Raw genomic sequence first — 26,232 nt, 5'->3', positions numbered from 1 at the left:
TCAGGTGTCGCTGCCGCCGAGGCTTGAGAGCAGGATGATCTCGATCTCCTCGGTGATTTCTTCCTGACGTGCACGATTGCTGCGCCGGCCGAGGTCTTCGAGCTGTTCATCGATACGGTGGCCAGCCTGTTCCATGTGTTCGAGACGGAGCTGATTTTCGTGCAGCAGGGCGTCATAGAGTGCGCCGCTGAGCGCGGTCTCGAGAAACTGGTCGATCAGCGCGGCATGAAAGGCCTGTGGTGACAGAGTGAGCTGCAGCGCATGGCTGCGGCGCGGCCCGCCCCGACGTGGTTCGGGCGCCGGCAGCAGCGAATGATGCACCGTGCCGGCTTCGCCGAGATATAGCAGGCTGAGCGCGGGCGGGCCGAACTGCCTTGACCCCTGAAGCAAGGGGGTGAGGGTGGCGACGAGGTTGGCGAGCACGTTCTGCACCTCATCGCCAAAACCTGCGCCGGGAATGCTCGCCGCGAAATCGTGGGCCCACGCGTCGGCCAGACGGCTGCCGACGAGCACGATCTGCGCACCCGCCGTCGCGGCTTTCGATTCGGCGATCAGGCGCTGGTTGAGATCGCCGCAAAAGCCGCGTTCGGATCCGATCAGACACAGCACTTCGCCATGGGTGGCAGGGGGCGCAATGTGTGCGGAATAGTCCGCAATGAAATCCGCCAGCGTGCTCTCGACAATGCGTGCGGCGGCGCGCTGGGCATCGATGAAGGTATTGATGCGACGGCTTTCGACCAGCGCGAGATTCTTCATCGCCCCCAGCAACTCGCCGATGTCGGCGAGGCTGTCGATATGGCCTTCGAGCTCGCGGCGCTTGCTCATGATCTGTCGGCAAGCTCGGCAGGTGCATCGGGTCCGGCTGCGGCCAGTGTATCGGCGGCCGAACTCAGCCAGCCGCGCACGGCGGTCAGCCATTCGGTGCGCGGGCTGTCGAGCGTGAGGCCACTGCCTGCAGCACCGTTGCGCAGGCTGTGCAGTGCGGCGTCGAGGGCGCCGTCGTCGAGTCCGTCGAGCAGGTTTTCGTTGCAGGCGATGAGCCATGCGAGCTGGTCGAGGGCGCTGTGAGGGTCGAGGCGATCCTGGGCGAGGATGTCGCGCAGCAGCCGCCCGCGACGGATGCGTGCTTCCATCGAGGCTTCGAGCTTGGCGCCGAATCGTGTGAACACTTCGAGTTCGAGAAACTGCAGGTAATCGAGCTTCATGCGCCCGGCTTCGCGCTTGATTGCCTCGTGCTGGGCCTTGCCGCCGATGCGCGAGACCGAGCGCGTGATGTCGATCGCCGGCAGTACGCCGCGGGCGAACTGCTTGCTGTCGAAGTGGATCTGTCCGTCGGTGATCGAGATCAGATTGGTCGGGATATAGGCCGCAATCTCGCCCTGCTCGGTTTCGGCAATCGGCAGCGCCGTCATGCTGCCGCCGCCGTTGGCAGCACTGAGGCGGGTAGAGCGTTCAAGCAGGCGCGCGTGCAGGTAGAAGATGTCGGCGGGATAGGCTTCGCGACCCGGGGGGCGGCGCAGCAGCAGTGACAGTTCGCGATAGGCGCGGGCGTGCGTGGTGAGGTCGTCATAGACGATCAGGGCATCGTGACCGGCGTCCATCCAGTCCTCCGCGATCGCACAGCCGGAGAAGGGCGCCAGGTAACGCAGGCCGGTGCTGGCCGTGGCTTCGGCCACGACCATGGTGGTATAGCTCAGGGCGCCGTGGGTGCGCAGGGTGTCAATGGTCTGCACCACCGACGAGCGCTTCTGGCCGATCATCACGTACAGGCAGCGCACGTTCTGGTCGCGCTGGCTGATGACCGCGTCCAGCGCCAATGCGCTCTTGCCGGTGCCATTGTCGCCGATCAACAGCTGGCGCTGGCCGCGGCCGATCGGAATCAGGGTGTCGACGATCTTGCTGCCGGTGTAGAGCGGGCGGTCGACGAAGTCACGTGCAACGATGGGCGGAGAGTTGCCTTCAATCGGTCGCCGCCCGCTGCAGTCCGGCGCGGCGCCACCGTCGAGCGGCGCACCCAGGGGGTCGATGACTCTGCCGAGCAGGCCGTCGCCGGTCGGCATGGTGAGAATGTCGCCGGATTGCCGTGCCTCGCAACCAGGCATGAGTGCCGGCGTGGTGGTCAGCAGAATGGCGCCGATACGGTCTGCGGCGAGGTGGAAAACCAGCGCCTCGCTGCCGTCCGAGATCCTGACGATCCCGTCCATGCGTGCCGAAGGCAGGCCTTCGATCCACACCACGCCATCACCGACCGAACTGACCTTGCCGCGCTCCACAACGCGCAGGCGCGGGCTGTAGTCGGCGCTGTCTGCTGTCGAGGGCGGATCAAGATGCTCAGCACGCACGGCGGGCCCCTGAACGGAAAAACACCAGCTCGTCGGCAAGGCTTGCGGCAAGCATCCAGGGGCCGATGCCAACGCGCAGCCCCGACTGCATGGATGGATCGATCTGTTTCGTCATCGGCAGGCTGCGCCCGAGGGCATCGTTGAGTGCGCTCAGCAGGCGCGTCTGGTCTGCTTCGCTCAGCGGCCGGGCGGTGGTGAGCTGCAGGCTGGCGTCGGGTGCGGCGGCTGCATCGTGCAAGGCCTCAAGTTGCTTGGCGGGCAGTGTGGCGAGATCCTCGATGAGCATGTCGACCAGCCGGCTGTCGAGCTCGGCGCCCGATAGACGGCCTAGCAGGCGGCTGACGAAATTCAGGGCGGCAGCGCGTGCGGCATCGCCTGCCTTGCGACCGGCATCCGCCGTCTGTTTCTCGACCAGCGCAAGCTGACGCTCATGCTCCGCGGCCAGTTCTGCATCGAGCTTGGCCATGCGGCGGCTGCGCTCTGCTGCGAGTTCGTCGCCAAGCCTGGCCATGTCGGCCGCCTGTGCGCTGTCCTGTTCGGCGAGCTTGCGCTCGTAGTCCTGACGCAGGGTTTCTGCGCGCGTCTCGGCCTCGCGGGCGTCATTCAGGGCTTTCTCGATCCCCTCGCGGCGGCGGGCGATCACGTCGAGCACCGGGCGGTAGAGAAAGCGCTTGAGCAGCCATACCAGCACCAGAAAATTGACGATCTGGAGCAGGAAAGTCGTCCAGTCCAGTTGCATGATCGGTGGTCCTTACTTGAGCAGGTATTCGAGCAACGGGTTGCGAAACAGCACGATGAGCACGACCACCAGCACATAGATGGCCAGTGATTCGATCATCGCCAGCCCGATGAAGAGCAGACGCGAGATGGATTTCTCGGCTTCGGGCTGACGCGCAATCGCATCGAGCGCCTGGCTGATGGCGCGGCCCATGGCCATCGCCGGAAAGAACACGCCGAGCGCGATGGCAAACAGCGCGCCAACGGTGGACAGCGTGGTGAAAAAGGTCATGTCGTTCATGAGGAGACTCCTGCCTTGATACGGGATGATCGGGTTTGCTGCGACTGTATGCCGCCCGAGATATAGACCAGCGCCAGCATGCCGAAGATGTAGGCCTGCACCAGCGCTTCGACGATGTGCAGGGCGAGCACCGGCACCGGCACCAGAAAACCGGCGACCAGCAGCACGAGGATCGCAGCGGTCTCGAGGCTCATGACGTTGCCAAAGAGGCGGACCGCCAGCGCTACGGTGCGCGAGATCTCGCTGATGATGTGGAAGGGCAGCATGATCGGGCTGGGCTGCACGTAGTGCGAGCGATAGGCGCGAAGCCCTTCGCCACGGATGCCGAACCAATGCACCGAAAGGAACACCAGCACGGCCAGTGCCCCCGTGGTCGAAAGATCACCTGTCGGCGAGCTTGCTCCGGGCAGCACACCGACGAGGTTGGCAATGGCAATGAAGATCCATAGCGTGCCGATGAACGGCAGCAGACGCACGCCGTAGTCGGGTAGGGTGTCGTCGATTGCGTCATGGATGGTGCCGACGATGCCCTCAAGCATGGTCTGGAAGGGGCCGGGGTCGAGTTTCAGGCGCCGGGTCGCAATCGCGCACAGCACGGTGAGGCCGAGCATGACCGCCCAGGTCGTGACCACCGGACGGGTTATCGCCAGCGGGCCAAGGGTGAAGATGATCGATTCGGTATCCATGATCGGCTCAGCCAGTCAGTTCCGGAGATCGGGCGTTCATGGGTGCTCCTCCAGATAGCGATAGACGTTGATGCCGCCGATGACCACGCCGAGCAGGATCAGGCTCACCGTCCAGCGTACCGAATAGCCTTCGGCGAGGCCGTCCAGCCAGCGGCCCAGATAGGCGCCGCCAACAACGGGTAAAACGAACAGGCCGGCGATGGTGCCCATGAAGACCGTATAGCCGAGCACGCTGCGGCGCTCGCGTTCGCCTTTCTCGATGCGGGCGACGTCCTTGTCTACTGCTTCATTCAGGGCTGCGCGCCGGGATTCCGCAGGCTTGTTCGTGGGGGGCGACGGTGTGGTCATGGCCGCTCCATGTCCCACAGGCGCTGCGCGAGTGCGTTTTCCAGCTGGTCGAGGTTGTGTCTGAGGTCGGCGTGTTGCCGGGTCTCGCGATCGAGGGCTGCGTCAAGTTCAGCACGGACTTTGGTCAACTCATCACCGATCACGAAGCTGCGGGTGGCGATGGCGAGCATGTTGTCGGCGAAGTGCAGGGTGCCCCCGGGCTGCGCGAGATAGCGCCATGCGGCCTCGTCAGATTCGCGGAAGCGGGCAAGGCCGGGTTCGAGTATCGTCGCCATCGGTACATGGCCGGACATGAGCCCGAACTGCCCGGATGCGTCGCTGCCGACGAAGCTGGCAATGGCCTCGAAGCGGGTCTGCTGGGTGGCGCTGGCGATGTGCAGGGCGAAGGTGTTCATTTGCCGCTTCCCTGCATGCTGCCGCGCATGTAGCAGTCGGCCTCGGGCACCGAATCGTGATCGCCACGCAGAAAGGCTTCGCAGTCGTCCAGCGTGTCGCTCAGCGGGACCGACACGCCGGGAATGCCGGTGTGCGGACTGACGACGTGGAAGGGCTGGGTGAGGTAACGCTGGAGTCGCCGCGCGCGTCCGACGATGCGACGGTCCGCCTCGGACAGCGACTCCACGCCGAGCATGGCGATGATGTCTTCCAGTTCGCGATAGCGGGCAAGGTGTTCGCGTACGTTCTCGGCTACCCGGTAATGACGTTCGCCAAGGAAGTGGCGATCCATCATCTTGCTGTTCGACTGCAGCGGGTCGACCGCCGGGTAGATGCCTTTGGCGGCCTGATTGCGCGACAGCACCACCATGGTGTCGAGGTGGCTGTAGATGGCGTTCACGGCAGGATCGGTCATGTCGTCGGCGGGTACGTATACTGCCTGGACCGAGGTGATGTTGCCCGCACTGCTGGAGGAGATACGCTCTTCGAGCTCGGCCACTTCGGACAGCAGCGTTGGCTGGTAGCCGACGGTGGCGGGCATGCGTCCGAGCAGGCCGGAGATCTCGCTGCCGGCCTGGACAAAACGGAACACGTTGTCGATCAGCAGCAGGACGTCCTTGCCCACGGTGTCGCGCAGGTATTCGGCGTAGGTCAGGCCGGTGAGGCCCACGCGGAAGCGCACGCCAGGGGATTCGTCCATCTGTCCGAACACCATGATCGTACGCGGCATGACGCCAGCCTCGCGCATGTCGTGCCACAGTTCGTGGCCTTCGCGGATGCGTTCGCCTATGCCAGCAAAGACCGACACGCCTTCATGCAGCTGGATCACCGCGTTCATGAACTCGGTGATGAGCACGGTCTTGCCCACGCCGGCACCGCCAAACAGACCGGTCTTGCCGCCACGCACGAAGGGGCACAGCAGGTCGATGACCTTGATGCCGGTCTCCAGCACGCTCTCGGCGGCGCGGGCCTCGGCAAGCGGACCGGGCGGTGCAACGAGGGGGCGGTAGTCGGTGGATTCGATGGGCGCCTCGCCGTCGAGCGGATTCCCGAAAACGTCGAGCAGGCGCCCGAGGCAGGCCTGCCCGACCGGGATCTGCAGCGGGCCGCCGGTATCCATCACCGGCAGGCCGCGCGCGAGACCCGCGGTACGGTGCAGCGCAATGGCCCGCACATGGCCTTCGCCCAGTTCGCGAAACACTTCGAGGATGCAGCGCTCGCCATTGGGCTGGGCGTAAAGCGCCCGGTGCAGGGGAGGGGGATGCTCGCAGATGATGTCGACCACCGGGCCTTTGACGGCCTCGATGGTGCCGATCTTGCGAACGGGTGCTGCGGGCGTCATGGAAGCGTCAGATGGTGTCGCCATTGGCATCATCCTACGCCGCTTGACTGTGCGATTGAACAGGATCGCGGTCCTCGGGCGAGTTAAATCTCCAATGCACCGATCAGTGACCGTGATGTCTTGGCGCCGTCACTGAGGCGTATGAATTCCTGCTTCAGGGATGGTTGCAGGCGGCATCGATCAGCTGCCGCGCAATGCTCAACGGATTGGGCAGCAAGGGCAGGGCACTGGGCAAGAACCAGTCGGCGGCCTCGATCTCTGAAGGGTCGGGCGTGATCTCGCCGCCGGCGTAGTCGGCGAAGAAGGCAAGCATTAGCGAGTTCGGAAATGGCCAGGACTGGCTGTGAAAGTAGCGCAGGTTGGTGATCTCGACGCCAACTTCTTCGCGGACTTCCCGCGTCGCACATTGTTCCAGTGTTTCGCCGGCCTCGACAAAGCCGGCCAAGGCGCTGAAGACGCCGGGGGCAAAGTGCGGGCTGCGGGCCAGCAGCAGCGCTTCTCCACGGCGGATGAGTACCATGACCGCGGGGGAAATGCGTGGGTAGGCCACCAGGCCGCAGGCGCTGCAGGACATTGCGCGCTCGCCCGACGCCATCGTCGTTGGGGTGCCGCAGCGGCCACAAAAACGGTGGTTCCGCTGCCAGTCGAGGAGCTGGGTTGCACGGCCCGCCAGTGCAAATGCTTCGGCACCGGCAAGGCCGAAGAGGGCGCGAACGGGCGTCAGCCCGGCTTCGAGACCGGATGGCAGGGTGTCGACATCGGCCGCATAACACGGGGATCCCTGCCATTCGCCGATCAGCAAGGCTTCGGCGGGGGCGCCAAAGTCCGGTGGCAATCCAAAAGGGAAGGCGGTCATGCCGGCCGGATCAGTGGTCGTCAGCACCTGGTTCTGGTGGCGAAGCAGCCAGTAGCTCGATGTGCTCATGGCATTGCCCTTGAAGTCGGGACCAGGCTCGGGGCTCGCCTGGGGCTTTTCAGCTCATTCATGTTGCGTATTCCGTGGTTTCCGGGCGTTGTGTTCAGATTATGTTCCGGCAGCGAGAACGCCACCGCGTGTCACCGCGCTTCACTGCGGGCGTGCGAACGTGACAGGGCGCGGGAGAGCGCTGCCGTACTCGCGTACCCGCTATCGCGTGCTGCCTGTTTGAGGCCGGCGCCGGCACGCACGGCCTGGTTGGCGATCGACAGCCTGATTTGCGCAAGGTACTTGCCGGGTGGCTGCAGCATCAGTTCGCGGAAGCGAGTGGTGAAGGCGGTGCGCGACATGCCGGCCTCGTCTGCCAGCATCTCCAGCGACCACTGCGTCTGGGGGGCTGCGTGGATTGCCACCAGGGCGCGGGCGATGCGTGTGTCTGCAAGGCCGTTGAACAGTCCGCTGCTCGTCTGCGGCTGGGCGACGAGGTGGCGCAGCAGGCCGATGAAGAGGATGTCGCCTGCGCGGTCGAGCAGTGCAGGCTGTCCGCAGCGGGGATTGCTCAGTTCGGAAGCAATCAGGCGTACGACATGACCCAGTGACGCGTCGGACTCATCAAGCGCGAGCACCAGCGGCCGGGAAAACTCGTTCAACAGCAGGGAGGCTGCGGGTCCTTCCAGAATGGCCTCGGCGCACATCAGCGCATCGGGTGCCGACACCGTGATGGAATGCGCAATGTCGGCGCGACAGATGGCGATGGCGGGCGCGCTTGCGCTGGTCGTCTCGTGGTTCAGAGCACGCAGTTCGATTTCACCGCGTGCGATCAGGTGCAGGTGCAGACGCGCGCCTTGCGTGGCATCGAAGCTGAGCGTGGAGATGCCGCTGCGCGGGCGCATCACGCCAACCCTTGGCGCAAGGCCGTCGAGCAGGGCGGAGAGCCGGTCGAGTCGGTTTGTCATGGTTTTGTACGATCTGCAATCATATTCGAACTTTGTGTTGCGTAAAGTACATCACAATGGCCGTGTCGAATCAAGCACGACGACGCTGGCGAGGATGGCGTTTCGTCGCGTGATTCATTTCCGGCGCTACTCTGCGGTGGTGCCGATAACTGAATTGAAGGATGAGAAACAATGACCGTACACGCCCTGGTTCCCCGTTTGCCCGTACCCGCCCTCAGCGTCGCGCTGACCGATGGCGGACGTTTCGTACTGGGTGCTGCGCCCGCCGAGCGCTTCGACTTGGTGGTGTTCTACCGCGGCCTGCATTGCCCGATCTGCGCCAAGTACCTGATCGAACTCGAGCGTCTGGCGCCGCAGTTCGCCGAGCGTGGCGTCAATATCATTGCCGTGAGCAGTGACGACGAAGAGCGCGCCAAGCTGATGGCCGAGAAGGTGCAGGCCAGCGGTCTCAAGTTCGGCTATGGCCTGAACCTGCACGCGGCCCGGCAGTGGGGACTGTACATCAGCACCTCGCGCGGCAAGACCTCGATCGGCATCGAAGAGCCGGCGCTCTTCAGCGAGCCGGGCGTCTTTCTCGTTCGTCCCGACGGCACGCTGTACTACGGCGCAGTGCAGACCATGCCGTTTGCCCGTCCCCAGTTCCAGGATCTGCTGGGTGCCATCGACTTCGCGATCAAGGCAGACTATCCGGCGCGTGGGGAATACACCGGCGCGCTCTGATCGACGCGACGACCGTCGTCGTCACGCAAGACAAACGGGCCTGGTGTCGCATTGCGGCGCCAGGCCCGTTTGTTGTCCACTGCGTCAATGAGCTCAGCGCATGTCGAACAGTTCCTGGTGGAAGTCATCAGCGCTGAGGCCGCTCAAGGCGAAATCCCGGCGCAGCGCGCTGCCGAAGCCGGCGGGACCGCAGAACCAGACGTCACTGCGGTTCCAGTCAGGCACCTGCTGGCGTATCCGTTCAGCGTTGAGGCGGCCGTCCTTGTCGGCAACCAGAACGTGAAGGCGAATCCTGGCTGCGTCCGCAATCTGGCGGATGCGCTCGATAAAGCCTTTGTCGGGCGCACTGGTGCTGTAGAAGAGATCAATCGCCGGGGCGTCCGGTTTGCCGACCAGGCTCTGCATGCGGGCAATGAAGGGCGTGATGCCGATCCCGCCGGCGACCCAGATCTGTCTGGGTTTGTCGCTTTCGAATTCGAATTGACCATATGGGCCTTCGATGCTCACGGGGGCGCCTTCCTGCAGGCTGCCGGGCAAGCTGCGCGTGTAGTCGCCGATGCCCTTGATCAGGAAGAACAGCCTGCCGTCACCTTGCCATGCGGAGGCGATGGTGAAGGGGTGCGGACCTTCGGCGGGGTCGAAGGTCACAAAGGCAAACTGGCCCGCCTTGTGTCCGGCCCAAGGGCTGGCGAGCTTGATGGCAACCTTCAGTACCCGGTTCTCCGCGTGATAGTCGAGTTCTTCGATTGTGCCCCGCGCCTTGCGCTGGTTGCCAACCTTCCGGGTCAGCGAGATCACGGCAGCAACACTGCCTGCAGCCATCAAGACGGCCATCAGCGGTCCGACGACTTCACCCCAGTAGTCGAACTTCATCAAAATCACGGCGTGAGCGACCAGGGCCAGATAGGCGATGGCGAGAATGCGGTGGGTCTTGAAGAAATAGCGGTAGGGAAACCACTTCACGAGTGCCAGCACCATCAGCACAACGGCACCGTAGAAGGCCCATTCGCCAACGGACTCGGCAAGATGGCGCTGACTGTCGAAGAAGGCAAACACTGTATTGGTCTGTTCGATACGCGGGCCGCGCTGCGGGCGTTCCATCCAGCCCCAGCCGACCATCCATTTGGGCCCGTTGGCCAGCAGCCAGTGCAGGACCGAGACTACCAGACCGGTGATGCCCAGCCATTTGTGCAGGCGGTAGCCCTTGTCGAGCCCGCCGAGCAGGGGTTCCAGCGCAGCCGGTCGCATGGCGAGGATCATGCCGACGCTCATGACGCCGATGCCGATGATGCCGCTGTAATTGATCAGCGATGCGCGGTAAGCGAAGAAATCGTAAGGTATCGAGAGGATGTTGTCGGCCAGCAGCCAAAGCGCAGTCAACCCTGCGATCAGGAGCAGGTAAGCCAGTTTGATGTTTTTCATGATGAGACTCTTTTCTGAGCGTGGTGAGTGCCGGTCCAGAGCGCGATCCCGTCTCGGGCGGAGTCGGTCATCCGGCACAAAACATTCTAGTCATCAGGGTTAAGTGACTTTGTACCGAAGCGTACATGTCCGGGATGCTGTGAGCAGTGGGCACAGGCATGAGAGAATTCGCCCCCCCGAATGCCCCCGAGTCCGTCGCATGAGCCCGAATCAGCCCAGCCAGATCCAGCACACCATCACCGATCTTGTCGTTCATCGTCTGATCAAGGAGGCGCAGGCCCCGGCCGCGATCGAGTTGCGCGCAGCGGGCTGTCCGCTCGACGACGCCGCAGTGCGCCTCGTCGAACGCCTGTGCACCCACTACGCCGACCGCTCGAGCAAGGGCTTCGGCCGCTTCGAGGAGGACCAGGAGAGCTTTCCGATGCCACGACTGTTGCGCGAGCACGTGGTCGAGCGCAGCACCGACTTCATCACGCTGTCCCGGCACATGATGGAGCAGTTGCAGATCTGCGCGCATGACGAGGAGCTCGATGCCAGCGCGTTCGTGGTAATCGCACGCATCTCCGAGGGGGGTACCGACTGCCTGTGGGTGGCGCTGGTGGGCGAAAGCATTGGCTCTGCAATCAGCGGCACGCTCGACATTGTCGATTGCAGCTATCTCGATTTCTCCAGCCTGCGTGCGGCCGGGCGCATCGACCTGGCCGGCTGGCAGCGTGGCGATGAGCGTTACATCAGTTTTCTGAAAGGGCGTGGCGACGTCGCGGCCTGGTTCAAGCGCTTCCTCGGCTGCAGCGACATCGTGATTGCGCTCAAGGAAACCAAGAAGCTGGTGCTCGCGCTCAACCAGTTCGTCGAGACCGAGAGGCTCGAGGCGCCGGCGCGGGATGCGCTGCTGGAGCGCGCCCATGGCTATCTGGATGAACTGGGGGAGACGGGCGAGCCGGTTGCGCTTGACGAAATCGCACGTCAGGTGTGGCCAGAGCAGCCGGAGCGGCTGGATACGGCGCTCAATTCAGAAGCCATCAAGCTGAGCAGCGGTTTTGTGCCCGACCGCCGTGCCATTCGCCCGCTGGTACGCTTTCGCGCCAGTGGCGAACAATGGAAGCTGGAATTTGATCGCAGCGGATTGCGCTCGGGCGCGATCCAGTACGACCGCGCCTCCGATACGCTGGTGCTGTCCGGCTTGCCGGACTACCTGAAGAAGATGCTGCTGGAAGAGTAATCAGCCGGCCCGTGCAAAGCGCAGAGGCCTGCGGCGCGATACGCGCTTAACGGCCGGGAACGAGCGGCTTGACGTCCGATTCGTGTTTCTTGGCCTGCTTGGCCGCCTTCTTTTCTTTCGGGCTCAACGCGGGTTCTTTTCGCGCTTCCTTGTTGCTGTGTTGTGCCTTGCCCATGATGGTTCTCCTGATTGGCGCCTGCAGATGCAGACGCTTCTTCAGTATAGGCCGCAAGGGGCGTGGAAACCGTCGGCCTGAAAATAAGCCTGGTCATGCACTGGCCGATATGGCCTAGTTCTCTGTAAGGGTCAGCAGGATATCGGCATACCAGGCGCAGTTCAGACCCAGGGCCTCGTCCACTAGCTGGTCGCGGGAGCCGACATCGAGGCGTGCCGAATGAATGCCGAGCAGCATCCACGGTAGTTCGGTGTGTTCGTCGTCGGGGTGCTCGATGCGCATCACGACCGGGGCGCCGCTGGTGCCGCGATGGGTGCGCGCATCGGTGAGAAAGTAGCCATTGCCCTGAAAGCGCAAACCGAACGAGGACGCGATGATGGCATGGCGTACGACGGGCATGTGGCTGAGAGTGTCGTGAAAACCCAGCGGAAAACCGACCACCAGCAAGGAGGTGCCGACTTCGACCTGGTCGAAGTGCCCAAGCAGGTGCTCCGGCGTGAAGGCGTGATAGATGGCTTCTTCAGGCAGTGCCGTGCGATCGATCTCGATCACGGCAACATCGATATTGCCGGCATTGTCGAGCCCCTCGCGCCAGGTGCTCTTGCCATCGATGTAGAGCGGTATCGAGAAACCGGTCGATTCGGCGAGATTGTCTGCATCCATATGCAGCTCGATCTCGATCCGGTTCGGCTGGTGGAGGCTGGCAAGGTCGCACACGACATGCCTGCTGGTGACCACAAACAGCCGGTCATTACGTTCGAAGAAGAAGCCGCTTGCATTGGTCAGCAACTGCTGATTGAAGAAGGTGACAATCCGCGCAGAGGTCAGGAGCAGGGGTTCGATCATGTTCGGGTCGCGGTAATGAGGAAGCTGGGGCAAGATCAGACCTGAATGCGCACTGAGGCGGCCTCCGATATTGCCGTTTCTGGCATTGTGCGCTTCCGGCATGCCGGCGTCACCCCGGTGGTGACGCTGGCGCAGTGTCGTTGTGAACGCCGTCGTCCTGAGCCGGTGGCCGCCTGTGGTCTAGTTTCGACGCTCGCCGCTACCCCGTTCATCGTCTCGCGATCGCCCGGTACGAGAGTCGCTCCGGTCGCGACTGCGCTCGTTTGTCTGGGCGTCGTCACGACGGCGATCCTGCCGGTTACGCGTGTCCGGTTCGGTCTGTCGAGTTTCCTGCCGGTCCGTGCGCTGCTGGCTTCGCTCCTGCCCCCGTTCCCGCGTGTTCTGCTCACGTCCGCGGTCGCGGTCGTGTGCGCTGCGGTCCTGCTCTTGAACTGCAGCGCGCTCACGCCGTGCGTGCTCACGTTGCTCTTGCGCGGCGCGATCCCGCAGAGCTTGTTCCCGTTGCGCCTGCTCGGCGGCGCGGGCGCGCTGAGTACGTTCGCGCTCTATCGCCAGCGCCTGACGCTGCTGCAGCACCCGCGTGCGCTCGATCTCGAGCATGCGCTCCCGACGCTGGAGTTCGTAGGCATGACGGGAGGGCGGCGCCCAACGACCCGGAACCCACTCGTGGCGATGCCCGCTCCAGGTCCAGTTGCCTTCGATCCAGATATAGCCAATCGACGGCGGATAGCCTCGGTATTCGACACGAGGTGGCGGTGTGACGTAGATCGTGTCGCCACGATCGTAATAGGGCTCGGCGGGTGCGACCACACACGCGCTCACCGAAAGCGCGAGGATCAGCGGAAGGGTCCAGCGAGCTGTCTGTTTCGGAATGCGGATGTTCATGTCTGGCTGCTCCCGGTAAGGCTGAAAATACTCCGCGTCGAGTCCCGCAGCGTGAGACCGACATTAGGCCATCCTTCGCATCAGGGCTGTTACGCAAGGTAATTACTTGTAAATTGGTATGTCTTACGGAGTAACAGACCGGTGCGCCAGAGGTGGCGGACCGGTCCGGCATGCGGGACGCGATCTCGCACCGCAAACGCGTTATCCTTTTCGGGAGAACGATCTGCGCGCGGGCGACACAGTGTCGGCCGTTGTTTCGACTGAATAGGATGTACAGGATGGACCTGTCCAGGCTTGAACCGGCTGCCGTATGGCGGCATTTTTCCACGCTGTGTCGCATTCCGCGGCCCTCCCGGCATGAACAGGCGATACGGGATGAGCTTGCGGCCTGGGCGCAGGCGCGCGGGCTCGGCGTTAAGATCGATTCGACCGGTAACCTGATCCTGTCCAAGCCCGCCACGCCGGGCTATGAAAACCACCCTGGCGTGGTGCTGCAGGGCCATCTCGACATGGTGTGCCAGAAGAATGGCGGCAGCAGCCATGACTTCATGCACGATTCCATCAAGGCAGAACTGCGTGATGGCTGGCTGGTGGCCGACGACACCACGCTTGGGGCGGATAACGGCATCGGGGTCGCGCTCGCGCTGGCCGCGCTGGAATCGGACGATGTTGCGCATCCGGCGCTGGAAGTCCTGCTGACGCTCGACGAGGAATCGGGCATGAGCGGCGCCCACGGGCTGAAGCCGGATGCCGTGCGCGGGCGTTTGCTGATCAATATCGATACTGAGGACTGGGGCGAGTTCTATCTTGGCTGCGCGGGTGGCGCGGACGTGGTGATCGAAGCCGCGCTTGAGTCGGAGCCAGTGGCTATGAGACATCAGGCGGTGCGTGTTGTGGTGGATGGCCTGCGCGGCGGGCACTCGGGCGTGGATATCCATCTGCAGCGTGGCAATGCTATCAAGCTGCTGCTGCGGGTGCTGCAGACGCTGGCTGCAGCCGGGGTGGACTACCGGGTGGCGACGCTGGAGGGCGGCACTGCGCGCAATGCCCTTGCGCGAGAAGCGCAGGCCTTGATCGTGCTGGCGGACGGCGGTGCCGAGGCACTGCAGGCTGCGCTGGCACGTGCCCGCGACGACATTGCCGAAGAGCTGGGCGGGGTGGATGACGGGTTTCGTCTGCGCCTGCTGCCGGAACCGGGTGTGCCGTCGCGGGTGCTCAGCGACGACGCCGGCCGGCGTGTGCTGGCTGCCCTGCATGTGGCGCCGCACGGGGTGAGGCGCATGAGCCAACGGGTGCCCGGCGTGGTCGAAACCTCAAGCAATCTCGGTGTGCTGCGTGTGGATGCAGCGCGTATCCACGCCACGCTGATGGTGCGCTCCTTGCTCGACGCCGGCACTCGGGAACTGGCGGCCGAGATCGTCAGCCTGTTTTCCCTCGCCGGCATGGCTGCCAGCGTGCGCGAGCCCTATCCCGGGTGGGCGCCCAACCCGGATTCCGGCCTGCTCGCCTTGTTCCAGACGGTGTATCGACGCGAGTTCGGCGGTGAAGCTGCGGTGAAGGTGATTCATGCGGGTCTGGAGTGCGGCATCCTGACCGCGATCTGGCCGGACATGGACATGATCTCCTTCGGGCCGAACATACGCGGTGCGCACGCACCTGGCGAGCGGGTCGAGGTGGCCAGCGTGGAGCAGGCCTGGCGCTTGCTGGTGGCTGTGCTGGCGTCGATTCCGCCGAATATTCCTTCCCGGGGGTGACCGGCCCGGACTGATCCCGCGATTCGCTGCCTGCGCCCGGGTGAATGCGAAGTCCCGGACGGCCGAATGGGCTCTGCGTACGTGACGCGATGCAAGCCGCGTATTCACGCCGTATGCGTCGTGCGAGCTGCGCTGGGTGCGACATCTGCGGTCTGAACTTGATGGTATCGACGTCCGGCAGATCGGGCGGGGCGCTGGCAGATGGCTGCGGATGGGTTATATTGCGGTGCAAAATACCGGTCGGAATCGACGCCCGCGCACCCGGCGCGAGGACGCAGTGTGCCTCCGCAACTGCGATTCGACGATCCGCCAGCTCACCCCATGATCCAGGAGCGCCCGCATGACTGACTCAAACCCCTCATTGCTCGGCCGTATTTCGCTCGCCTTCGGCACCTTTTTCGCGATTATCGGCAATGCCGAACTGGCCGCAGGCATTCGCCGCCTGCGCGCAGGCGCACCCGAACCGAAGCCTGCACCGGCTGCCGAGCATGAACCGGCAGCCGCGGTTGTCGCACCCGCTGTCAGCACCTTGCATCAGGCGTCGCCCGAGTCGGCGCTGCAACTGCTCGGCCTGCTGCAGCGCGAGGCGCGTCTGGTCGATTTCGTCGAGGAAGACATTGCCGCCTACTCCGATGCCGACATCGGTGCGGCCGCACGTCTGGTGCATGAAGGTTGTCGCAAGACCCTGCGCGAGCACTTCAGCCTGCAGCCGGTGCGTGCTGAAAGCGAAGGTGAGCGCGTCACCCTGGCCGCCGGCTTCGACGCTGCGGCGATTCGATTGAGCGGAAACGTCGTCGGCCAGCCGCCCTTCAGCGGGCAACTGACCCATCGCGGCTGGCGTGTCAGCGATACCCGTCTGCCAAGTCTGTCCGATAGTCATGACCCCTCCATCATCGCCCCGGCGGAGGTCGAGCTATGAGTGACAACACTGAAGCGGTCAGTGGCGCTGCGGAAACCGCGCCACGCTATACGATCGGCATCGACCTTGGCACCACTCACTGCGCGCTGTCGTACGTCGACACCGCGACCAGTGACGGCGAGGCGGCCGCGCTGGAGGTTTTCTCCGTGCCGCAGCTGACGGGGCCGGGCGCAGTCGAGGCCATGCCGCTGTTGCCGTCCTTCGTCTATCTGCCGCATGCCAGCGAACTCGCGCCGGGCGATCTCGCCCTGCCATGGACCGCGGATCAGGATTTCGCCGTGGGCGCCTTTGCGCGTGCGCGTGGCGCGGGTACCCCGATCCGCATGGTGGCGAGCGCGAAGAGCTGGCTGTGTCATCCCGGCGTTGACCGGCGCGGGCCCATTCTGCCCGCCGATGCGCCCGAAGAGGTCGCGCGCATCTCGCCCTTCGACGCGTCGGTACGCTACCTCGAGCACCTGCGCGAGGCCTGGAATGCTGCGCACCCCGAGGCGCCGTTTGCCGAGCAGGATGTCACCGTCACCATTCCGGCATCCTTCGATCCGGTGGCGCGCGAACTCACCGCCGAGGCTGCAGCCGCTGCCGGCTACACCCGTCTGACCCTGCTCGAAGAACCGCAGGCTGCGCTCTACAGCTGGATTCAGAGCAGCGGCGGCGGCTGGCGCAAGGACGTGAAGCTGGGTGACATCATCCTGGTGGTCGATATCGGCGGGGGCACGACCGACCTGTCGCTGATCGCCGTGGTTGAGCGTGACGGTAACCTGGAACCGCACCGTGTGGCAGTGGGCGACCACATCCTGCTGGGCGGCGACAACATGGATCTGGCACTCGCCTATGGCGTGGTGCGCAAGCTGGCCGAGCAGGGAACGCGGCTCGACGCATGGCAGACCCGGGCACTTGCGCACGCCTGCCGCGGGGCCAAGGAAAAGCTGCTGGCCGAGCCGGAAGACGACGCGGTTGCGCTGGTGGTGCCTAGCCGCGGCGCCAAGCTGATTGGCGGTTCGGTCCGCACCGAGCTGACCCGCAGCGAACTCGATGCCGTGCTGCTCAATGGCTTCTTCCCCCAGGTGTCAGTGTCCGAGCATCCTCAGGTCCGTGCGCGTGCAGCGCTCACGCAACTGGGCCTGCCCTATGCGCAGGATGCCGCCATCACCCGGCATCTGGCCGCTTTCCTGACCCGCCAGCGTGAGGCCACGGCGGCGCTTGAGGGCTTCGACACGGCGCAGCCTCACGACGCGAGCTTTCTGCATCCCACCGCGGTGCTGTTCAACGGCGGTGTGTTGAAGTCCGGCCTGCTTGCCGACCGTCTGCTGGCCACGCTCGAATCCTGGCTGACGGCCGAAGGTGCGCCGCCGGCACGGCTGCTCGGCGGCGCCGATCTCGATCTCGCGGTTGCGCGCGGTGCGGCCTACTACGGTTACGTGCGTCGCGGCCGCGGTGTGAGGATTCGCGGCGGTACGGCGCGGGCCTACTACGTGGCGGTCGAGTCGAGCATGCCTGCCGTACCCGGCATGGAGCCGCCGATCGAGGCCCTGTGCCTCGCGCCATTCGGCATGGAGGAGGGTACCGAGGCTGCGCTGCCGGCTCAGGAGTTCGGGCTGGTGGTGGGCGAACCGGTGCGGTTCCGTTTCTTCGGTTCGTCGGTGCGACGCACGGATCAGGTTGGCACGCTGCTCGACATGTGGTCGGTCGATGAATTGCAGGAACTCGACGAGATCGAGGCCACCCTGCCTGCCGAAGGCCGCGCTGCAGGCGAGATCGTGCGGGTGAGGCTGCATGCACGGGTCACCGAAGCCGGTACGCTGGAGCTGGAGGCCTTGCCGGTCGATGGCGAGCAGCGCTGGAAGGTCGAGTTTGAGGTGCGTGCGGAGGCGTCCGCCTGAAGTGAGCACGCGTTCCAGCGATGTCGGTGCCGGGCGGTCGATGCGTTACCGCGTCGGTATCGACCTCGGCACCAGCAATACGGTCGTCGCCTACGCGGCGCCGGGCAGTGACGAGATTCAGCTGCTGTCCATCAACCAGCTCGTGGCGCCGGGTGCGGTGGCCGGGCGGCCGATGCTGCCCTCCTTGCGCTATCACCCCGCAAAGGGGGAGCTGGCGGCGGGAGACACTGCCTTGCCATGGGCAGCGCCCGATCTCGCCGGTGTCGAGCAGGCGGTGCTCGGCGCCCTCGCGCGCGATCTCGGGGCGCAGGTGCCGGGGCGGGTGGTGTCCAGCGCCAAGAGCTGGCTGTCGCACGGCGCAGTCGATCGGCTCGCGCCCATCCTGCCGTGGGGCGCGGGCGATGATGTGGCCAAGGTGTCGCCGCTGGCGGCGAGTGCGAGCTATCTTGCGCATGTGCGTGCGGCGTGGCTGCAGCATTTCCCGCAGGCTCCGCTTGAAGCACAGGAGATCGTGCTCACGGTGCCGGCATCCTTCGATGAGGGTGCGCGTGCGCTGACCGTAGAGGCCGCGCGGCTGGCAGGGCTGCATAGCCTGCGCCTGCTCGAAGAACCGCAGGCTGCGTGTTACGACTGGCTGTTTCGCAAGCGCGCCAGCCTTTCCACAGAGTTGCAGCACACCCGGCTGCTGCTGGTGTGCGATGTCGGCGGTGGCACGACCGACCTCACCCTGATCCAGGTTGAGCCGGGTGCAGACATGCCGCAGCTCACCCGTATCGGGGTCGGCGACCACCTGATGCTGGGTGGCGACAACATGGATCTGGCCCTGGCGCATCTGCTCGAACCGCGCCTGAGCGCAGCAGGGCAAAGGCTGACGGCAGCACGCTTTTCACAGCTCGTGCAGCAATGCCGCAACGCCAAGGAACAGCTGCTCGCCGACGGTGCGCCGGCGCAGGTGACGGTGACGCTGCTGGGCGCCGGCTCCAGGCTGATCGGTGGCGCGCGCTCTGCCGAACTCGCCCGCGACGAAGTCGAGCGTCTCGTCGCCGACGGTTTCTTCCCCCTGGTGGGCGCAGACGAACAACCCCGCCGTCGCCGTGCCGGCATCGTCGAGTTCGGCTTGCCCTATCCCGCCGATGCCGCGATCACGCGCCACCTTGCGGCATTTCTCGGTCGTCACGCCAGCGCTTCACGCGCCGCGCTCGGCGAGTCCGCGCCCGCAGCGGAGGCCCTTCCGGTGCCGGATACGGTATTGCTCAATGGCGGTGTTTTCCGCTCGCCCCGGCTTGCGTCGCGGATTGTGGAGATGCTCGCGCAGTGGCGCGGGTCATCGCCACAGGTACTGGCCAACGATGCCGAGGTGGCCGTGGCACGCGGTGCGGTGGCCTATTCGCTGGTGCGCGACGGCCTGGCGCCGGCGATTGGCGGCGGCTCGGCGCGCAGCTACTTTCTGGTGCTGGACGACAAGTACGGCGAGGAGGCTGGCGGCGCGCGCGGCATCTGCGTCCTGCCGCGCGGCACAGAGGAAGATCGAGAGATTCACCTCAGCGAACACCGTTTTGCGTTGCGCCTCGGGCAGCCGGTGCGCTTCCATCTGGTTGCTTCCAGTGCCGGTCTGACGCATCGGCCGGGCGACGTGGTGTCGCTCTCGGGCGAGGATTTCGTCCGCCTGCCGCCAATCGCAACCGTCGTGGGCAAGTCGGGCGAGGGCAGCGGGCGCGGAGACGTGACGGTCGAACTCATCAGCACGATTACCGAGGTCGGCTCCCTGCAGATGCACTGCGTCAGCACGGACGAGCCCGACCGGCGCTGGCTGCTCGAATTCCAGCTGCGTGGCGCCGATACCGAGGCTGACGCGGCTGCGGATCCGCAGGCCGGGTTGCCGCCGCGTTTTGCCGAGGCGGTGGCGTGCATCGACCGGGTGTTCGGCAGTGCAGCCTCAGGTGGCGGTTCGGGAGCGGCTTCGAGTGCAGGTGCGGTCAAGCCGGTGCGGCAGTTGCGGGGTGAGCTCGAAGTGCTGCTGGGCAAGCGCGAGACCTGGGATATGGCGCTTGCGCGGGCCCTGTTCGATGCCCTCTGGGTACGTGCCAAGCGCCGCCGGCGCTCCCCCGAGCACGAGCGGGTGTGGCTCAATCTGGCGGGATTCTGCCTGCGTCCGGGGTATGGCGCACCGCTCGACGACTGGCGCATCGAGCAGTTGTGGCCGCTGTTTGAACAAGGCCTGCAGTATGTGAATGAGCGCCAGAACTGGTCGGAGTGGTGGACGCTGTGGCGGCGTGCCGCAGCCGGGCTCGCTGAGCCGGCCCAGCTCGTCCTGCTCGAGGTGCTGGCCAACCAGCTCGAGGCGCTGGTGTCCGCCCCCAGGCGCAATCAGAATCAGAACCCGGCCTTCGCCGCCTACGACGACATGGTGCGACTGGCCGCGTCGCTCGAGCGGGTACCGCTTGAGCACAAGGTGGAGGTGGGGCGCTGGCTGCTCGAACGTCTGGCGCAGCCGGCAGAGAAAGCACAGGCCTGGTGGGCGCTCGGCCGGGTGGGGGCGCGCGAGCCGCTCTATGCCAGCCCGCACACGGCGGTACCGGCCGAGGTCGCTGCCGAATGGCTGGATGCCGTGCTGGCGCTGGACTGGAAGAAGATAGAGCCCGCGGCCTTCGCCGCAGCGCAACTGGCGCGCTTCACCGGTGATCGCGCGCGCGATCTGTCGCCCGCGGTGCGCGAGGAGGTGGGGCGTCGTCTGGTGCAGATCAATGCGCCGGAGAGCTGGATTCGGCAGGTACGCGAGCTGGTGGCGCTGGACGAGGCGGACCGCCGCCGTGCCTTTGGCGAATCGCTGCCGGCGGGGCTGACTCTCATCGAACGTTGAGGATGGACGGCAGTGGCATTCATGCCGTCAAATGGACCTTTCCGCGCCTGAAGCGCGGACGGGGTGAAGTCAATTGAAACTGTGGGAGCTGGGGAAGGGGTGATGTCTGAACGTGTGCTGCATCTTGAAATACTGGGTCGTGTCCAGGGCGTCTACTACCGCGTGTCGATGGTCGAACAGGCGACTGCGCTGGGTGTGAAGGGCTGGGTGCGAAATCGGCCGGATGGCTCGGTTCAGGCCATGATCGCTGGCGAAGAGGCTGTGCTGCAGACGCTGATCGAGTGGGCAAAGCTTGGCCCGGCAAACGCGGTGGTGCGCGAGGTGGTGGTCAGCGAGGGAGAAGGGTGTTTCGAGATTTTCGAGCAGCGCCAGACCGGCTGAACGCGCGCCGTAAAAAGGCGCGGATGAAAGTGTTGAAGGGGCTCCGCCCCTCCAACCCCGGCACCGGCTGAAACAGCTCAGTGCTTAGCTGCGGCTGGTGACTTCGAGCAGGTGATAGCCGAACTGGGTCTTCACCGGGCCTTGCACGACATTGATCGGTGCGCTGAACACGACGGTGTCGAATTCCTTGACCATCTGACCCGGGCCGAAGGAGCCGAGGTCGCCGCCTTGACGGCCTGACGGGCAGGTCGAGTTCTCTTTCGCGACTTGCGCGAAGTCGGCGCCGGCTTCGATGGCGGCTTTGAGTTCGTTGCACTTGGCTTCGCTGGCGACCAGGATGTGACGTGCAGTGGCTTTTGCCATGTGGATTGCTCCTTTTGAGAAAGCGGAGAGCCTACCGTAATCTGGGCATGAGTCAAACGCCACGGCGAAAAACGTCGATGACGGACAGCAGTGTTTTTCGGATTTTTGGGAGTTCAGCATGCAGCATTTCGCCAGCGACAACTACGCCGGTATCTGCCCGGAGGCGATGGAGGCGTTCGTGTCGGCCAACGCGGCGCACGCGCCTGCCTATGGCGACGATGAGTGGACGCGACGGGTGTCCGAGCGCCTGCGAGACCTTTTTGAAACTGACTGCGATGTGTACTTCGTCTTCAACGGCACCGCGGCAAATTCGCTGGCCCTGGCGGCCTTGTGCCAGAGCTACCATAGCGTGATCTGCCACGAACTGGCGCACGTCGCGACCGACGAATGTGGCGGTCCGGAGTTTTTTTCCAACGGGTCCAAGCTGCTCACCGCCCCGGGTGCAGGCGGTAAGCTGACACCGGACGCGGTGAGGGAGGTGATCGCGCGACGCAGCGATATCCACTACCCGAAGCCACGCGTGGTGACGCTGACGCAGGCCACCGAGGTTGGCACGGTCTATCGTCCCGACGAGATTGCCGCCATCGCCGCGCTCGCGCATGCAAGCGATCTGCGCGTGCACATGGACGGCGCCCGCTTTGCCAACGCAGTGGCGTCGCTTGGGGTGTCGCCAGCCGATGTGACCTGGCGTGCCGGCGTCGATGTGCTGTGTTTTGGCGGTACCAAGATGGGCTTGCCGATGGGTGAGGCGGTGGTTTTCTTCGACCGCCGTCTGTCCGAGGATTTCGCCTGGCGATGCAAGCAGGCGGGTCAGCTTGCGTCGAAGATGCGTTTCCTTGCCGCGCCGTGGCTCGGCATTCTCGAGGACGATGTGTGGCTGAAGCATGCACGCCATGCCAACGCCATGGCGCAGCGTCTGGCGGCCGGACTGGCCACGATTCCGGAGGCAGAGTTGCTGTTTCCGGTCGAGGCCAATGGCGTCTTCGTCCACTTGCCGCCGCGGGTCATCGATGGCCTGCGGGCGCGTGGCTTGCGCTTCTACACCTTCATCGGCGCTGGGGGCGCGCGCTTCATGTGTGGCTGGGACACGCTGGCAGAGAGTGTCGATGCCTTGCTCGAAGACATTCGGGTACTGGCGGCTGACGGTTGATCGGCGGGTGGTTCAGGCTCGTTGCTTCATGAAGCCTGACGCACATCGACGACGCGGATGCCGGGAATGCGGTGCAGATCGTCAGCCGAGAGGCGAAATACCGTGTTCGGAGTGCCGGCAGCAGCCCAGATCGGGTCGAGCGACCACAGTGCGGTGTCGACCAGTACTGTCACGTCGCCGATGTGGCCAACCGGCGCTACGCCGCCAATCACGAACCCGGTGTGAGCCCGCACAAAGTCGGCATCGGCCCGTTTGACGCCTTCTCCGAGTACTTCCTTCAGCTTCTTTTCGTCGATTCGGTCTGCCCCGCTGGCTACGACCAGCACGCAGCGGACCGACTGTTTAGTCCTGAATACGATCGACTTGGCGATCTGCTCCACGCCGCAACCGATCGCTGCAGCGGCTTCCGCGCTGGTGCGGGTCGGGACGGTGAACTCGATAATGTCGGATGGCATGCCGAGGGCGCGCAGGGCGAGCTCGACGCGTGTGCGGGATGAAGATGCGGTTGCGAGTGGCTGAAGTGTGGTTTCCGACATGGCGCGAAATAGGGACTGAACTAAAATTGCAAGTCTAGCGTCAGCCCGCGTTTTAGCCACATAGTCCTTATTCGGGCAGCGGGATGAATTCGACCTCGTCGCCGGGTACCTTGGGAAAGCGTCCTGCCTTCCAGTCCTGGCGGGCTTGCTCGATGCGCTCCTTGCGGCTGGAAACGAAGTTCCAGTCAATGAAGCGCTTGCCGAGGCGCTCGCCGCCGATGATCGCGATGCGCGATTCGCGGGTCGCCTCCAGCACAACGCCGGCCACATTGGCGAACACGGCCATTGAATGCTCGGGTATCACGGTGTCCTGCGCCTTCAGGCTGCCCTGGGCCACGTACACCGCGCGCTCTTCGGCAGGCGGCAGCGCGAGGGTTTGACCCGGATGCAAATGGGCTTCCAGGTAGAGGGTTTCGGCAAAGACCTTTACCGGCGAGGTGACCCCGAAAGCCGAGCCCATCATGACCCGCAGCGGAACGCCGTCGACCGTGACCGAGGGGATCGCCGCCGCGGGGTAGTGATGGAAGGCGGCATCGACTTCTTCATCTTTCTCCGGCAGTGCAAGCCAGAGTTGAAGGCCGTGCAGGCGATGCGCAACGGCGGTGAGTTCCGGTCGCTCGCGTTCCGAATGCACGATGCCGCTGCCTGCCACCATCAGGTTGATGTCGCCGGGGCGTATGGCCTGCAGGCTGCCGAGCGAGTCCCGGTGCAGAATTTCGCCTTCGAAAAGATAGGTGACAGTGGCGATGTTGACGTGTGGGTGAGGCCTGACATTGATGCCCTGGCCGGCAGGAAATTCCGCAGGTCCCATGTGATCGAAAAAGATCCAGGGGCCCACCATCTTGCGCTGCGCAGTCGGCAGCGTGCGCCGCACCGAGAATCCACCAAGGTCCTTGTCACGGGGTTCGATGATGAGTTCGATCGCACCACATCCTTGCGCTGCAGCGCAGTCCTGTTCCACTTGCCTGGTCGGGTTGCTCATGGCTTGCCTCGAGTCGGAGTTGTCATCAGTGCATGTCCGAAGCTGCCTGTGCTGGCCGTGGCTCCGGTGTTTCTTGCTGGTGTGCACTCATTACGGCCGAGGATCATGCCGGAGTCAATCAGCTTCGATGCCGACCGGGTCAGGCAAGTGTGACTGCAGCGTCGGTTTGGGTCGCCAGTTTCTCGACAAGGAAATCGATCCAGACGCGCAACTTCGCCGGCAAAAACCGGTTTGACGGATAGAGCAGCCACGCTGTGCCGGCGTAATCGGTCTTGTGTTCCCAGTCCGGGAGTACTTCGATCAGTGCGCCGCACTTCAGTGCCGTCCGGGCGGTGAACTCGGGCAGGCTGGCAATGCCGAGGTGCTGCAGTGCGCCTTCAAGCCGGATCTCGCTGTGATTGGCAACATAGCGGCCGCTCACCTTGACGCTGGCACTCTCTCCCGTGCGCTGAAAGCGCCAGTGACGGTCGCGCTCATCCTCGCCGAGATACAGGCAGCGGTGCTGCGCAAGTTCATGCGGGTGTCTGGGGGTGCCGGCCTCTTCCAGATACTGCGGGCTGGCACAGACGATGTGCCGGATGCGCATCAAGGGGCGGCCCGCCAGTCCTGGTGGCGGCGTGTCGGTGACGCGAATGGCCAGATCGATGGCCTCTTCAAACAGGTCCACGGTGCGGTCGGTCACCACCATCTGCACGTCTACTTCCGGATAGCGCCGCAGGAACTCGGGCATCCACGGATGGATGACCAGACGCCCGACTGCCTTGGCCATGCTGATGCGCACCAGGCCGCGCGGCGTTTCGGTGTGGGTGTCGCTCAGCGCCAGGACTTCGCGAGCGGCCGAGACCATGTCCTGACAGCGGGCATAGGCAGCGGTCCCTGCGTCAGTGAGGCGAAGTTTGCGTGTGGTGCGCTCGAGCAGTCGCACCTGCAGCACGGCCTCCAGTCGCGCCACCTGACGGCTGACGGCCGAGGGGGTCAGCCCCATGCGACGCGCCGCGGCCGAAAAGCTTCCGCAGTCGACCACACAGGCAAAGGCGGCCATGTCGGGCAGGCAATCGGGGTGATAATTAATGCTCATGGAGCACAAGTCCTGTTCGTATTTGCAGGATTATCACGCTGAAGGATTGAATTGACAATTCAGGCGTCCAGTTCAACCGTGCCATACTCGCCATGTCAATCGTTCTTACACCCGCCGCTCCCCAGGCTCTGCTCCGTGTCTCCGATATCGCGATGATTGGTGTTGCGATTGTGTGGGGGAGCAGTTACGGGGTCGCCAAGAGTGCCTTGGCCTTTTACCCCGTGCTGGGTTTTCTGGCCGTCCGTTTCATTCTGACCTTCGCCCTGCTGCTGCCGTCATTGCTGCGTGCGTCGGCCCGGCAGCAAGGGGATGCACTCCGCACCGGAATGCCGCTCGGCATTCTCATGCTGGCGATATTCCTGTGTGAAACCTTCGGGGTAGCGAACACCCAAGCCAGCAACGCCGCGTTTCTGATCAGCCTGTGCGTGGTGTTCACACCGTTTGTAGAGTGGTGGATGGCCCGAATCGGCCCGCCCCGGGCCATGTTCCTGTTTGCCGGGGTGTCTCTGGCGGGCGCGCTTTTGCTCAGTGGCGGCCTTTCGGGCGCCCTGGGGTTCGGCGATGGCCTGATGGTGGCGGCAGCCCTGTTGCGAGCAATCACCGTGTGTCAGACGAGCAGGCTGACACGTGGCAGCACCGCGCCTGCGCTGGTACTGACAGCGGTTCAATCCGGCGTCATCGGTTTCGGCTGTCTGATACTGGCCGTGGCGGCCTCCGATGGTCTGCCGGCCTTGCCTAGGGCTGCGGCGTTCTGGCAATCGACCGCCTATCTGGTACTTGGATGCACCCTGTTTGCGTTCTATGCACAGAACTGGGCACTCAGGCACAGTTCTCCGAGTCGGGTGGCCTTGCTAACGAGCAGCGAACCGGTGTTTGGTGCGCTTTTTGCGGTGTTCTGGCTTGGCGAAAGCCTCACCGTTGCCGGCTGGCTGGGCGGTGGCTTGATGGTTGTCGCTGCACTATGGGCTTGTGCGAGAGGGAATGGCTGACATGGCCTGTACCGGCTGCACCTGGCA

27 protein-coding genes are annotated in these 26,232 nt (G+C 64.5%); 9 read left to right on the top strand and 18 right to left on the bottom strand.

The genetic code is table 11. From position 1 onward, the window contains the following. From CEW87_RS19985 to CEW87_RS19940, 10 genes are all read right to left on the bottom strand, one after another. Positions 1-825 (bottom strand): F0F1 ATP synthase subunit gamma, encoded by an 825-nt coding sequence (locus tag CEW87_RS19985; RefSeq protein WP_159098220.1) that lies wholly within the window; start codon positions 823-825, stop codon positions 1-3. Beyond that, positions 822-2,342, bottom strand: a complete 1,521-nt coding sequence (locus tag CEW87_RS19980; protein ID WP_108975833.1) for a F0F1 ATP synthase subunit alpha — start codon at positions 2,340-2,342, stop codon at positions 822-824. Before CEW87_RS19980 ends, CEW87_RS19985 begins: the two co-directional genes overlap by 4 nt. After that, positions 2,332-3,081: a F0F1 ATP synthase subunit delta gene (locus CEW87_RS19975; RefSeq protein ID WP_108975831.1), complete on the bottom strand. Its 750-nt coding sequence runs from the start codon at positions 3,079-3,081 to the stop codon at positions 2,332-2,334. Before CEW87_RS19975 ends, CEW87_RS19980 begins: the two co-directional genes overlap by 11 nt. Positions 3,082-3,093: 12 nt before the next feature. Continuing rightward, on the bottom strand, positions 3,094-3,360 hold the full coding sequence (locus CEW87_RS19970; protein ID WP_108975829.1) for an ATP F0F1 synthase subunit C: 267 nt from the start codon (positions 3,358-3,360) through the stop codon (positions 3,094-3,096). Next, positions 3,357-4,046, bottom strand: coding sequence for a F0F1 ATP synthase subunit A (locus CEW87_RS19965; protein WP_108975828.1), 690 nt, complete (start codon positions 4,044-4,046; stop codon positions 3,357-3,359). Before CEW87_RS19965 ends, CEW87_RS19970 begins: the two co-directional genes overlap by 4 nt. A gap of 36 nt (positions 4,047-4,082) precedes the next feature. Further along, complete coding sequence (locus CEW87_RS19960) at positions 4,083-4,394, bottom strand: AtpZ/AtpI family protein (RefSeq protein ID WP_108975826.1); 312 nt, start codon at positions 4,392-4,394, stop codon at positions 4,083-4,085. Continuing rightward, entirely contained in the window at positions 4,391-4,789 is a 399-nt protein-coding gene (locus CEW87_RS19955) for a F0F1 ATP synthase subunit epsilon (protein WP_108975824.1), read from the bottom strand. Before CEW87_RS19955 ends, CEW87_RS19960 begins: the two co-directional genes overlap by 4 nt. Beyond that, positions 4,786-6,171 (bottom strand): F0F1 ATP synthase subunit beta, encoded by a 1,386-nt coding sequence (atpD, locus tag CEW87_RS19950; protein WP_108975822.1) that lies wholly within the window; start codon positions 6,169-6,171, stop codon positions 4,786-4,788. Before atpD ends, CEW87_RS19955 begins: the two co-directional genes overlap by 4 nt. A 154-nt stretch (positions 6,172-6,325) precedes the next feature. Beyond that, positions 6,326-7,096 (bottom strand): NAD(+) diphosphatase, encoded by a 771-nt coding sequence (nudC, locus tag CEW87_RS19945; protein ID WP_108975820.1) that lies wholly within the window; start codon positions 7,094-7,096, stop codon positions 6,326-6,328. Positions 7,097-7,227: 131 nt separating this feature from the next. Then, complete coding sequence (locus CEW87_RS19940; RefSeq protein WP_108975818.1) at positions 7,228-8,043, bottom strand: AraC family transcriptional regulator; 816 nt, start codon at positions 8,041-8,043, stop codon at positions 7,228-7,230. Positions 8,044-8,214: 171 nt separating this feature from the next. Between CEW87_RS19940 and CEW87_RS19935 the strand changes: the two genes are divergently transcribed. After that, the gene (locus CEW87_RS19935) at positions 8,215-8,763 is read left to right on the top strand and encodes a peroxiredoxin-like family protein (RefSeq protein WP_108975816.1); all 549 of its coding nucleotides are present in this window, start codon (positions 8,215-8,217) and stop codon (positions 8,761-8,763) included. A gap of 93 nt (positions 8,764-8,856) precedes the next feature. Here CEW87_RS19935 and CEW87_RS19930 read toward each other — a convergent pair whose 3' ends face one another. Then, complete coding sequence (locus CEW87_RS19930; RefSeq protein WP_108975814.1) at positions 8,857-10,185, bottom strand: ferric reductase-like transmembrane domain-containing protein; 1,329 nt, start codon at positions 10,183-10,185, stop codon at positions 8,857-8,859. A 199-nt stretch (positions 10,186-10,384) separates the two neighbouring features. Between CEW87_RS19930 and CEW87_RS19925 the strand changes: the two genes are divergently transcribed. Beyond that, positions 10,385-11,407, top strand: a complete 1,023-nt coding sequence (locus CEW87_RS19925) for a nucleoid-associated protein (RefSeq protein WP_108975812.1) — start codon at positions 10,385-10,387, stop codon at positions 11,405-11,407. Between the two features lie 46 nt (positions 11,408-11,453). On the opposite strand, the gene CEW87_RS22905 is transcribed toward CEW87_RS19925, so the two are convergent. From CEW87_RS22905 to CEW87_RS19915, 3 genes are all read right to left on the bottom strand, one after another. Then, on the bottom strand, positions 11,454-11,582 hold the full coding sequence (locus CEW87_RS22905; protein WP_267897175.1) for a hypothetical protein: 129 nt from the start codon (positions 11,580-11,582) through the stop codon (positions 11,454-11,456). Between the two features lie 114 nt (positions 11,583-11,696). Beyond that, positions 11,697-12,461 (bottom strand): S1 family peptidase, encoded by a 765-nt coding sequence (locus CEW87_RS19920; RefSeq protein ID WP_234421595.1) that lies wholly within the window; start codon positions 12,459-12,461, stop codon positions 11,697-11,699. 147 nt (positions 12,462-12,608) lie between these two features. Then, entirely contained in the window at positions 12,609-13,313 is a 705-nt protein-coding gene (locus CEW87_RS19915) for a YXWGXW repeat-containing protein (RefSeq protein WP_108975810.1), read from the bottom strand. Positions 13,314-13,591: 278 nt separating this feature from the next. Here CEW87_RS19915 and CEW87_RS19910 point away from each other — a divergent pair, with 278 nt between their 5' ends. The 5 genes from CEW87_RS19910 (at position 13,592) to CEW87_RS19890 (ending at position 21,107) form a co-directional block, all read left to right on the top strand. After that, on the top strand, positions 13,592-15,067 hold the full coding sequence (locus CEW87_RS19910; RefSeq protein WP_108975808.1) for an aminoacyl-histidine dipeptidase: 1,476 nt from the start codon (positions 13,592-13,594) through the stop codon (positions 15,065-15,067). Between the two features lie 340 nt (positions 15,068-15,407). Then, positions 15,408-15,986, top strand: coding sequence for a DUF2760 domain-containing protein (locus CEW87_RS19905; RefSeq protein ID WP_108975806.1), 579 nt, complete (start codon positions 15,408-15,410; stop codon positions 15,984-15,986). After that, positions 15,983-17,866 (top strand): Hsp70 family protein, encoded by a 1,884-nt coding sequence (locus CEW87_RS19900; protein WP_108975804.1) that lies wholly within the window; start codon positions 15,983-15,985, stop codon positions 17,864-17,866. Before CEW87_RS19905 ends, CEW87_RS19900 begins: the two co-directional genes overlap by 4 nt. Position 17,867: 1 nt before the next feature. Beyond that, positions 17,868-20,726 carry an Hsp70 family protein gene (locus CEW87_RS19895; protein ID WP_234421594.1) on the top strand — a complete coding sequence of 953 codons (2,859 nt, stop codon included), beginning with the start codon at positions 17,868-17,870 and terminating at the stop codon, positions 20,724-20,726. Between the two features lie 102 nt (positions 20,727-20,828). After that, the gene (locus CEW87_RS19890; protein ID WP_108975800.1) at positions 20,829-21,107 is read left to right on the top strand and encodes an acylphosphatase; all 279 of its coding nucleotides are present in this window, start codon (positions 20,829-20,831) and stop codon (positions 21,105-21,107) included. Positions 21,108-21,191: 84 nt separating this feature from the next. Here CEW87_RS19890 and CEW87_RS19885 read toward each other — a convergent pair whose 3' ends face one another. After that, the gene (locus CEW87_RS19885) at positions 21,192-21,470 is read right to left on the bottom strand and encodes a peptidylprolyl isomerase (RefSeq protein ID WP_108948745.1); all 279 of its coding nucleotides are present in this window, start codon (positions 21,468-21,470) and stop codon (positions 21,192-21,194) included. A gap of 118 nt (positions 21,471-21,588) precedes the next feature. Here CEW87_RS19885 and CEW87_RS19880 point away from each other — a divergent pair, with 118 nt between their 5' ends. Then, complete coding sequence (locus CEW87_RS19880) at positions 21,589-22,620, top strand: threonine aldolase family protein (RefSeq protein ID WP_108975798.1); 1,032 nt, start codon at positions 21,589-21,591, stop codon at positions 22,618-22,620. A 26-nt stretch (positions 22,621-22,646) separates the two neighbouring features. Here CEW87_RS19880 and CEW87_RS19875 read toward each other — a convergent pair whose 3' ends face one another. The 3 genes from CEW87_RS19875 to CEW87_RS19865 all read right to left on the bottom strand — a co-directional run bounded on the left by CEW87_RS19875 (position 22,647) and on the right by CEW87_RS19865 (position 25,216). Next, positions 22,647-23,156, bottom strand: coding sequence for a YbaK/EbsC family protein (locus tag CEW87_RS19875; protein WP_108975796.1), 510 nt, complete (start codon positions 23,154-23,156; stop codon positions 22,647-22,649). A gap of 67 nt (positions 23,157-23,223) precedes the next feature. Then, positions 23,224-24,138, bottom strand: coding sequence for a pirin family protein (locus tag CEW87_RS19870; RefSeq protein WP_108975795.1), 915 nt, complete (start codon positions 24,136-24,138; stop codon positions 23,224-23,226). A 139-nt stretch (positions 24,139-24,277) separates the two neighbouring features. Further along, on the bottom strand, positions 24,278-25,216 hold the full coding sequence (locus tag CEW87_RS19865; RefSeq protein WP_108975793.1) for a LysR family transcriptional regulator: 939 nt from the start codon (positions 25,214-25,216) through the stop codon (positions 24,278-24,280). A gap of 92 nt (positions 25,217-25,308) precedes the next feature. Here CEW87_RS19865 and CEW87_RS19860 point away from each other — a divergent pair, with 92 nt between their 5' ends. Beyond that, positions 25,309-26,205, top strand: a complete 897-nt coding sequence (locus CEW87_RS19860; RefSeq protein ID WP_108975791.1) for a DMT family transporter — start codon at positions 25,309-25,311, stop codon at positions 26,203-26,205. Positions 26,206-26,232 lie beyond the last annotated feature (27 nt).

The sequence above is a fragment of the Parazoarcus communis genome (genome assembly GCF_003111665.1).
Classification (GTDB): Bacteria; Pseudomonadota; Gammaproteobacteria; order Burkholderiales; family Rhodocyclaceae; genus Parazoarcus; species Parazoarcus communis_B.
The sequence above is the reverse complement of the archived record's forward strand: the minus strand, read 5'-3'. Positions and strand labels throughout refer to the sequence as shown.

What these genes read in the sequence shown, in the direction of transcription:
- CEW87_RS19960 (WP_108975826.1), bottom strand. Translation starts at nt 4,394, where the DNA reads ATGACCACACCGTCGCCCCCCACGAACAAGCCTGCGGAATCCCGGCGC.
- CEW87_RS19955 (WP_108975824.1), bottom strand. Translation starts at nt 4,789, where the DNA reads ATGAACACCTTCGCCCTGCACATCGCCAGCGCCACCCAGCAGACCCGC.
- atpD (WP_108975822.1), bottom strand. Translation starts at nt 6,171, where the DNA reads ATGACGCCCGCAGCACCCGTTCGCAAGATCGGCACCATCGAGGCCGTC.
- CEW87_RS19900 (WP_108975804.1), top strand. Translation starts at nt 15,983, where the DNA reads ATGAGTGACAACACTGAAGCGGTCAGTGGCGCTGCGGAAACCGCGCCA.
- CEW87_RS22905 (WP_267897175.1), bottom strand. Translation starts at nt 11,582, where the DNA reads ATGGGCAAGGCACAACACAGCAACAAGGAAGCGCGAAAAGAACCCGCG.
- nudC (WP_108975820.1), bottom strand. Translation starts at nt 7,096, where the DNA reads ATGAGCACATCGAGCTACTGGCTGCTTCGCCACCAGAACCAGGTGCTG.
- CEW87_RS19930 (WP_108975814.1), bottom strand. Translation starts at nt 10,185, where the DNA reads ATGAAAAACATCAAACTGGCTTACCTGCTCCTGATCGCAGGGTTGACT.
- CEW87_RS19875 (WP_108975796.1), bottom strand. Translation starts at nt 23,156, where the DNA reads ATGTCGGAAACCACACTTCAGCCACTCGCAACCGCATCTTCATCCCGC.
- CEW87_RS19890 (WP_108975800.1), top strand. Translation starts at nt 20,829, where the DNA reads ATGTCTGAACGTGTGCTGCATCTTGAAATACTGGGTCGTGTCCAGGGC.
- CEW87_RS19905 (WP_108975806.1), top strand. Translation starts at nt 15,408, where the DNA reads ATGACTGACTCAAACCCCTCATTGCTCGGCCGTATTTCGCTCGCCTTC.
- CEW87_RS19965 (WP_108975828.1), bottom strand. Translation starts at nt 4,046, where the DNA reads ATGGATACCGAATCGATCATCTTCACCCTTGGCCCGCTGGCGATAACC.
- CEW87_RS19970 (WP_108975829.1), bottom strand. Translation starts at nt 3,360, where the DNA reads ATGAACGACATGACCTTTTTCACCACGCTGTCCACCGTTGGCGCGCTG.
- CEW87_RS19865 (WP_108975793.1), bottom strand. Translation starts at nt 25,216, where the DNA reads ATGAGCATTAATTATCACCCCGATTGCCTGCCCGACATGGCCGCCTTT.
- CEW87_RS19880 (WP_108975798.1), top strand. Translation starts at nt 21,589, where the DNA reads ATGCAGCATTTCGCCAGCGACAACTACGCCGGTATCTGCCCGGAGGCG.
- CEW87_RS19940 (WP_108975818.1), bottom strand. Translation starts at nt 8,043, where the DNA reads ATGACAAACCGACTCGACCGGCTCTCCGCCCTGCTCGACGGCCTTGCG.
- CEW87_RS19935 (WP_108975816.1), top strand. Translation starts at nt 8,215, where the DNA reads ATGACCGTACACGCCCTGGTTCCCCGTTTGCCCGTACCCGCCCTCAGC.
- CEW87_RS19975 (WP_108975831.1), bottom strand. Translation starts at nt 3,081, where the DNA reads ATGCAACTGGACTGGACGACTTTCCTGCTCCAGATCGTCAATTTTCTG.
- CEW87_RS19910 (WP_108975808.1), top strand. Translation starts at nt 13,592, where the DNA reads ATGGACCTGTCCAGGCTTGAACCGGCTGCCGTATGGCGGCATTTTTCC.
- CEW87_RS19870 (WP_108975795.1), bottom strand. Translation starts at nt 24,138, where the DNA reads ATGAGCAACCCGACCAGGCAAGTGGAACAGGACTGCGCTGCAGCGCAA.
- CEW87_RS19885 (WP_108948745.1), bottom strand. Translation starts at nt 21,470, where the DNA reads ATGGCAAAAGCCACTGCACGTCACATCCTGGTCGCCAGCGAAGCCAAG.
- CEW87_RS19915 (WP_108975810.1), bottom strand. Translation starts at nt 13,313, where the DNA reads ATGAACATCCGCATTCCGAAACAGACAGCTCGCTGGACCCTTCCGCTG.
- CEW87_RS19925 (WP_108975812.1), top strand. Translation starts at nt 10,385, where the DNA reads ATGAGCCCGAATCAGCCCAGCCAGATCCAGCACACCATCACCGATCTT.
- CEW87_RS19985 (WP_159098220.1), bottom strand. Translation starts at nt 825, where the DNA reads ATGAGCAAGCGCCGCGAGCTCGAAGGCCATATCGACAGCCTCGCCGAC.
- CEW87_RS19860 (WP_108975791.1), top strand. Translation starts at nt 25,309, where the DNA reads ATGTCAATCGTTCTTACACCCGCCGCTCCCCAGGCTCTGCTCCGTGTC.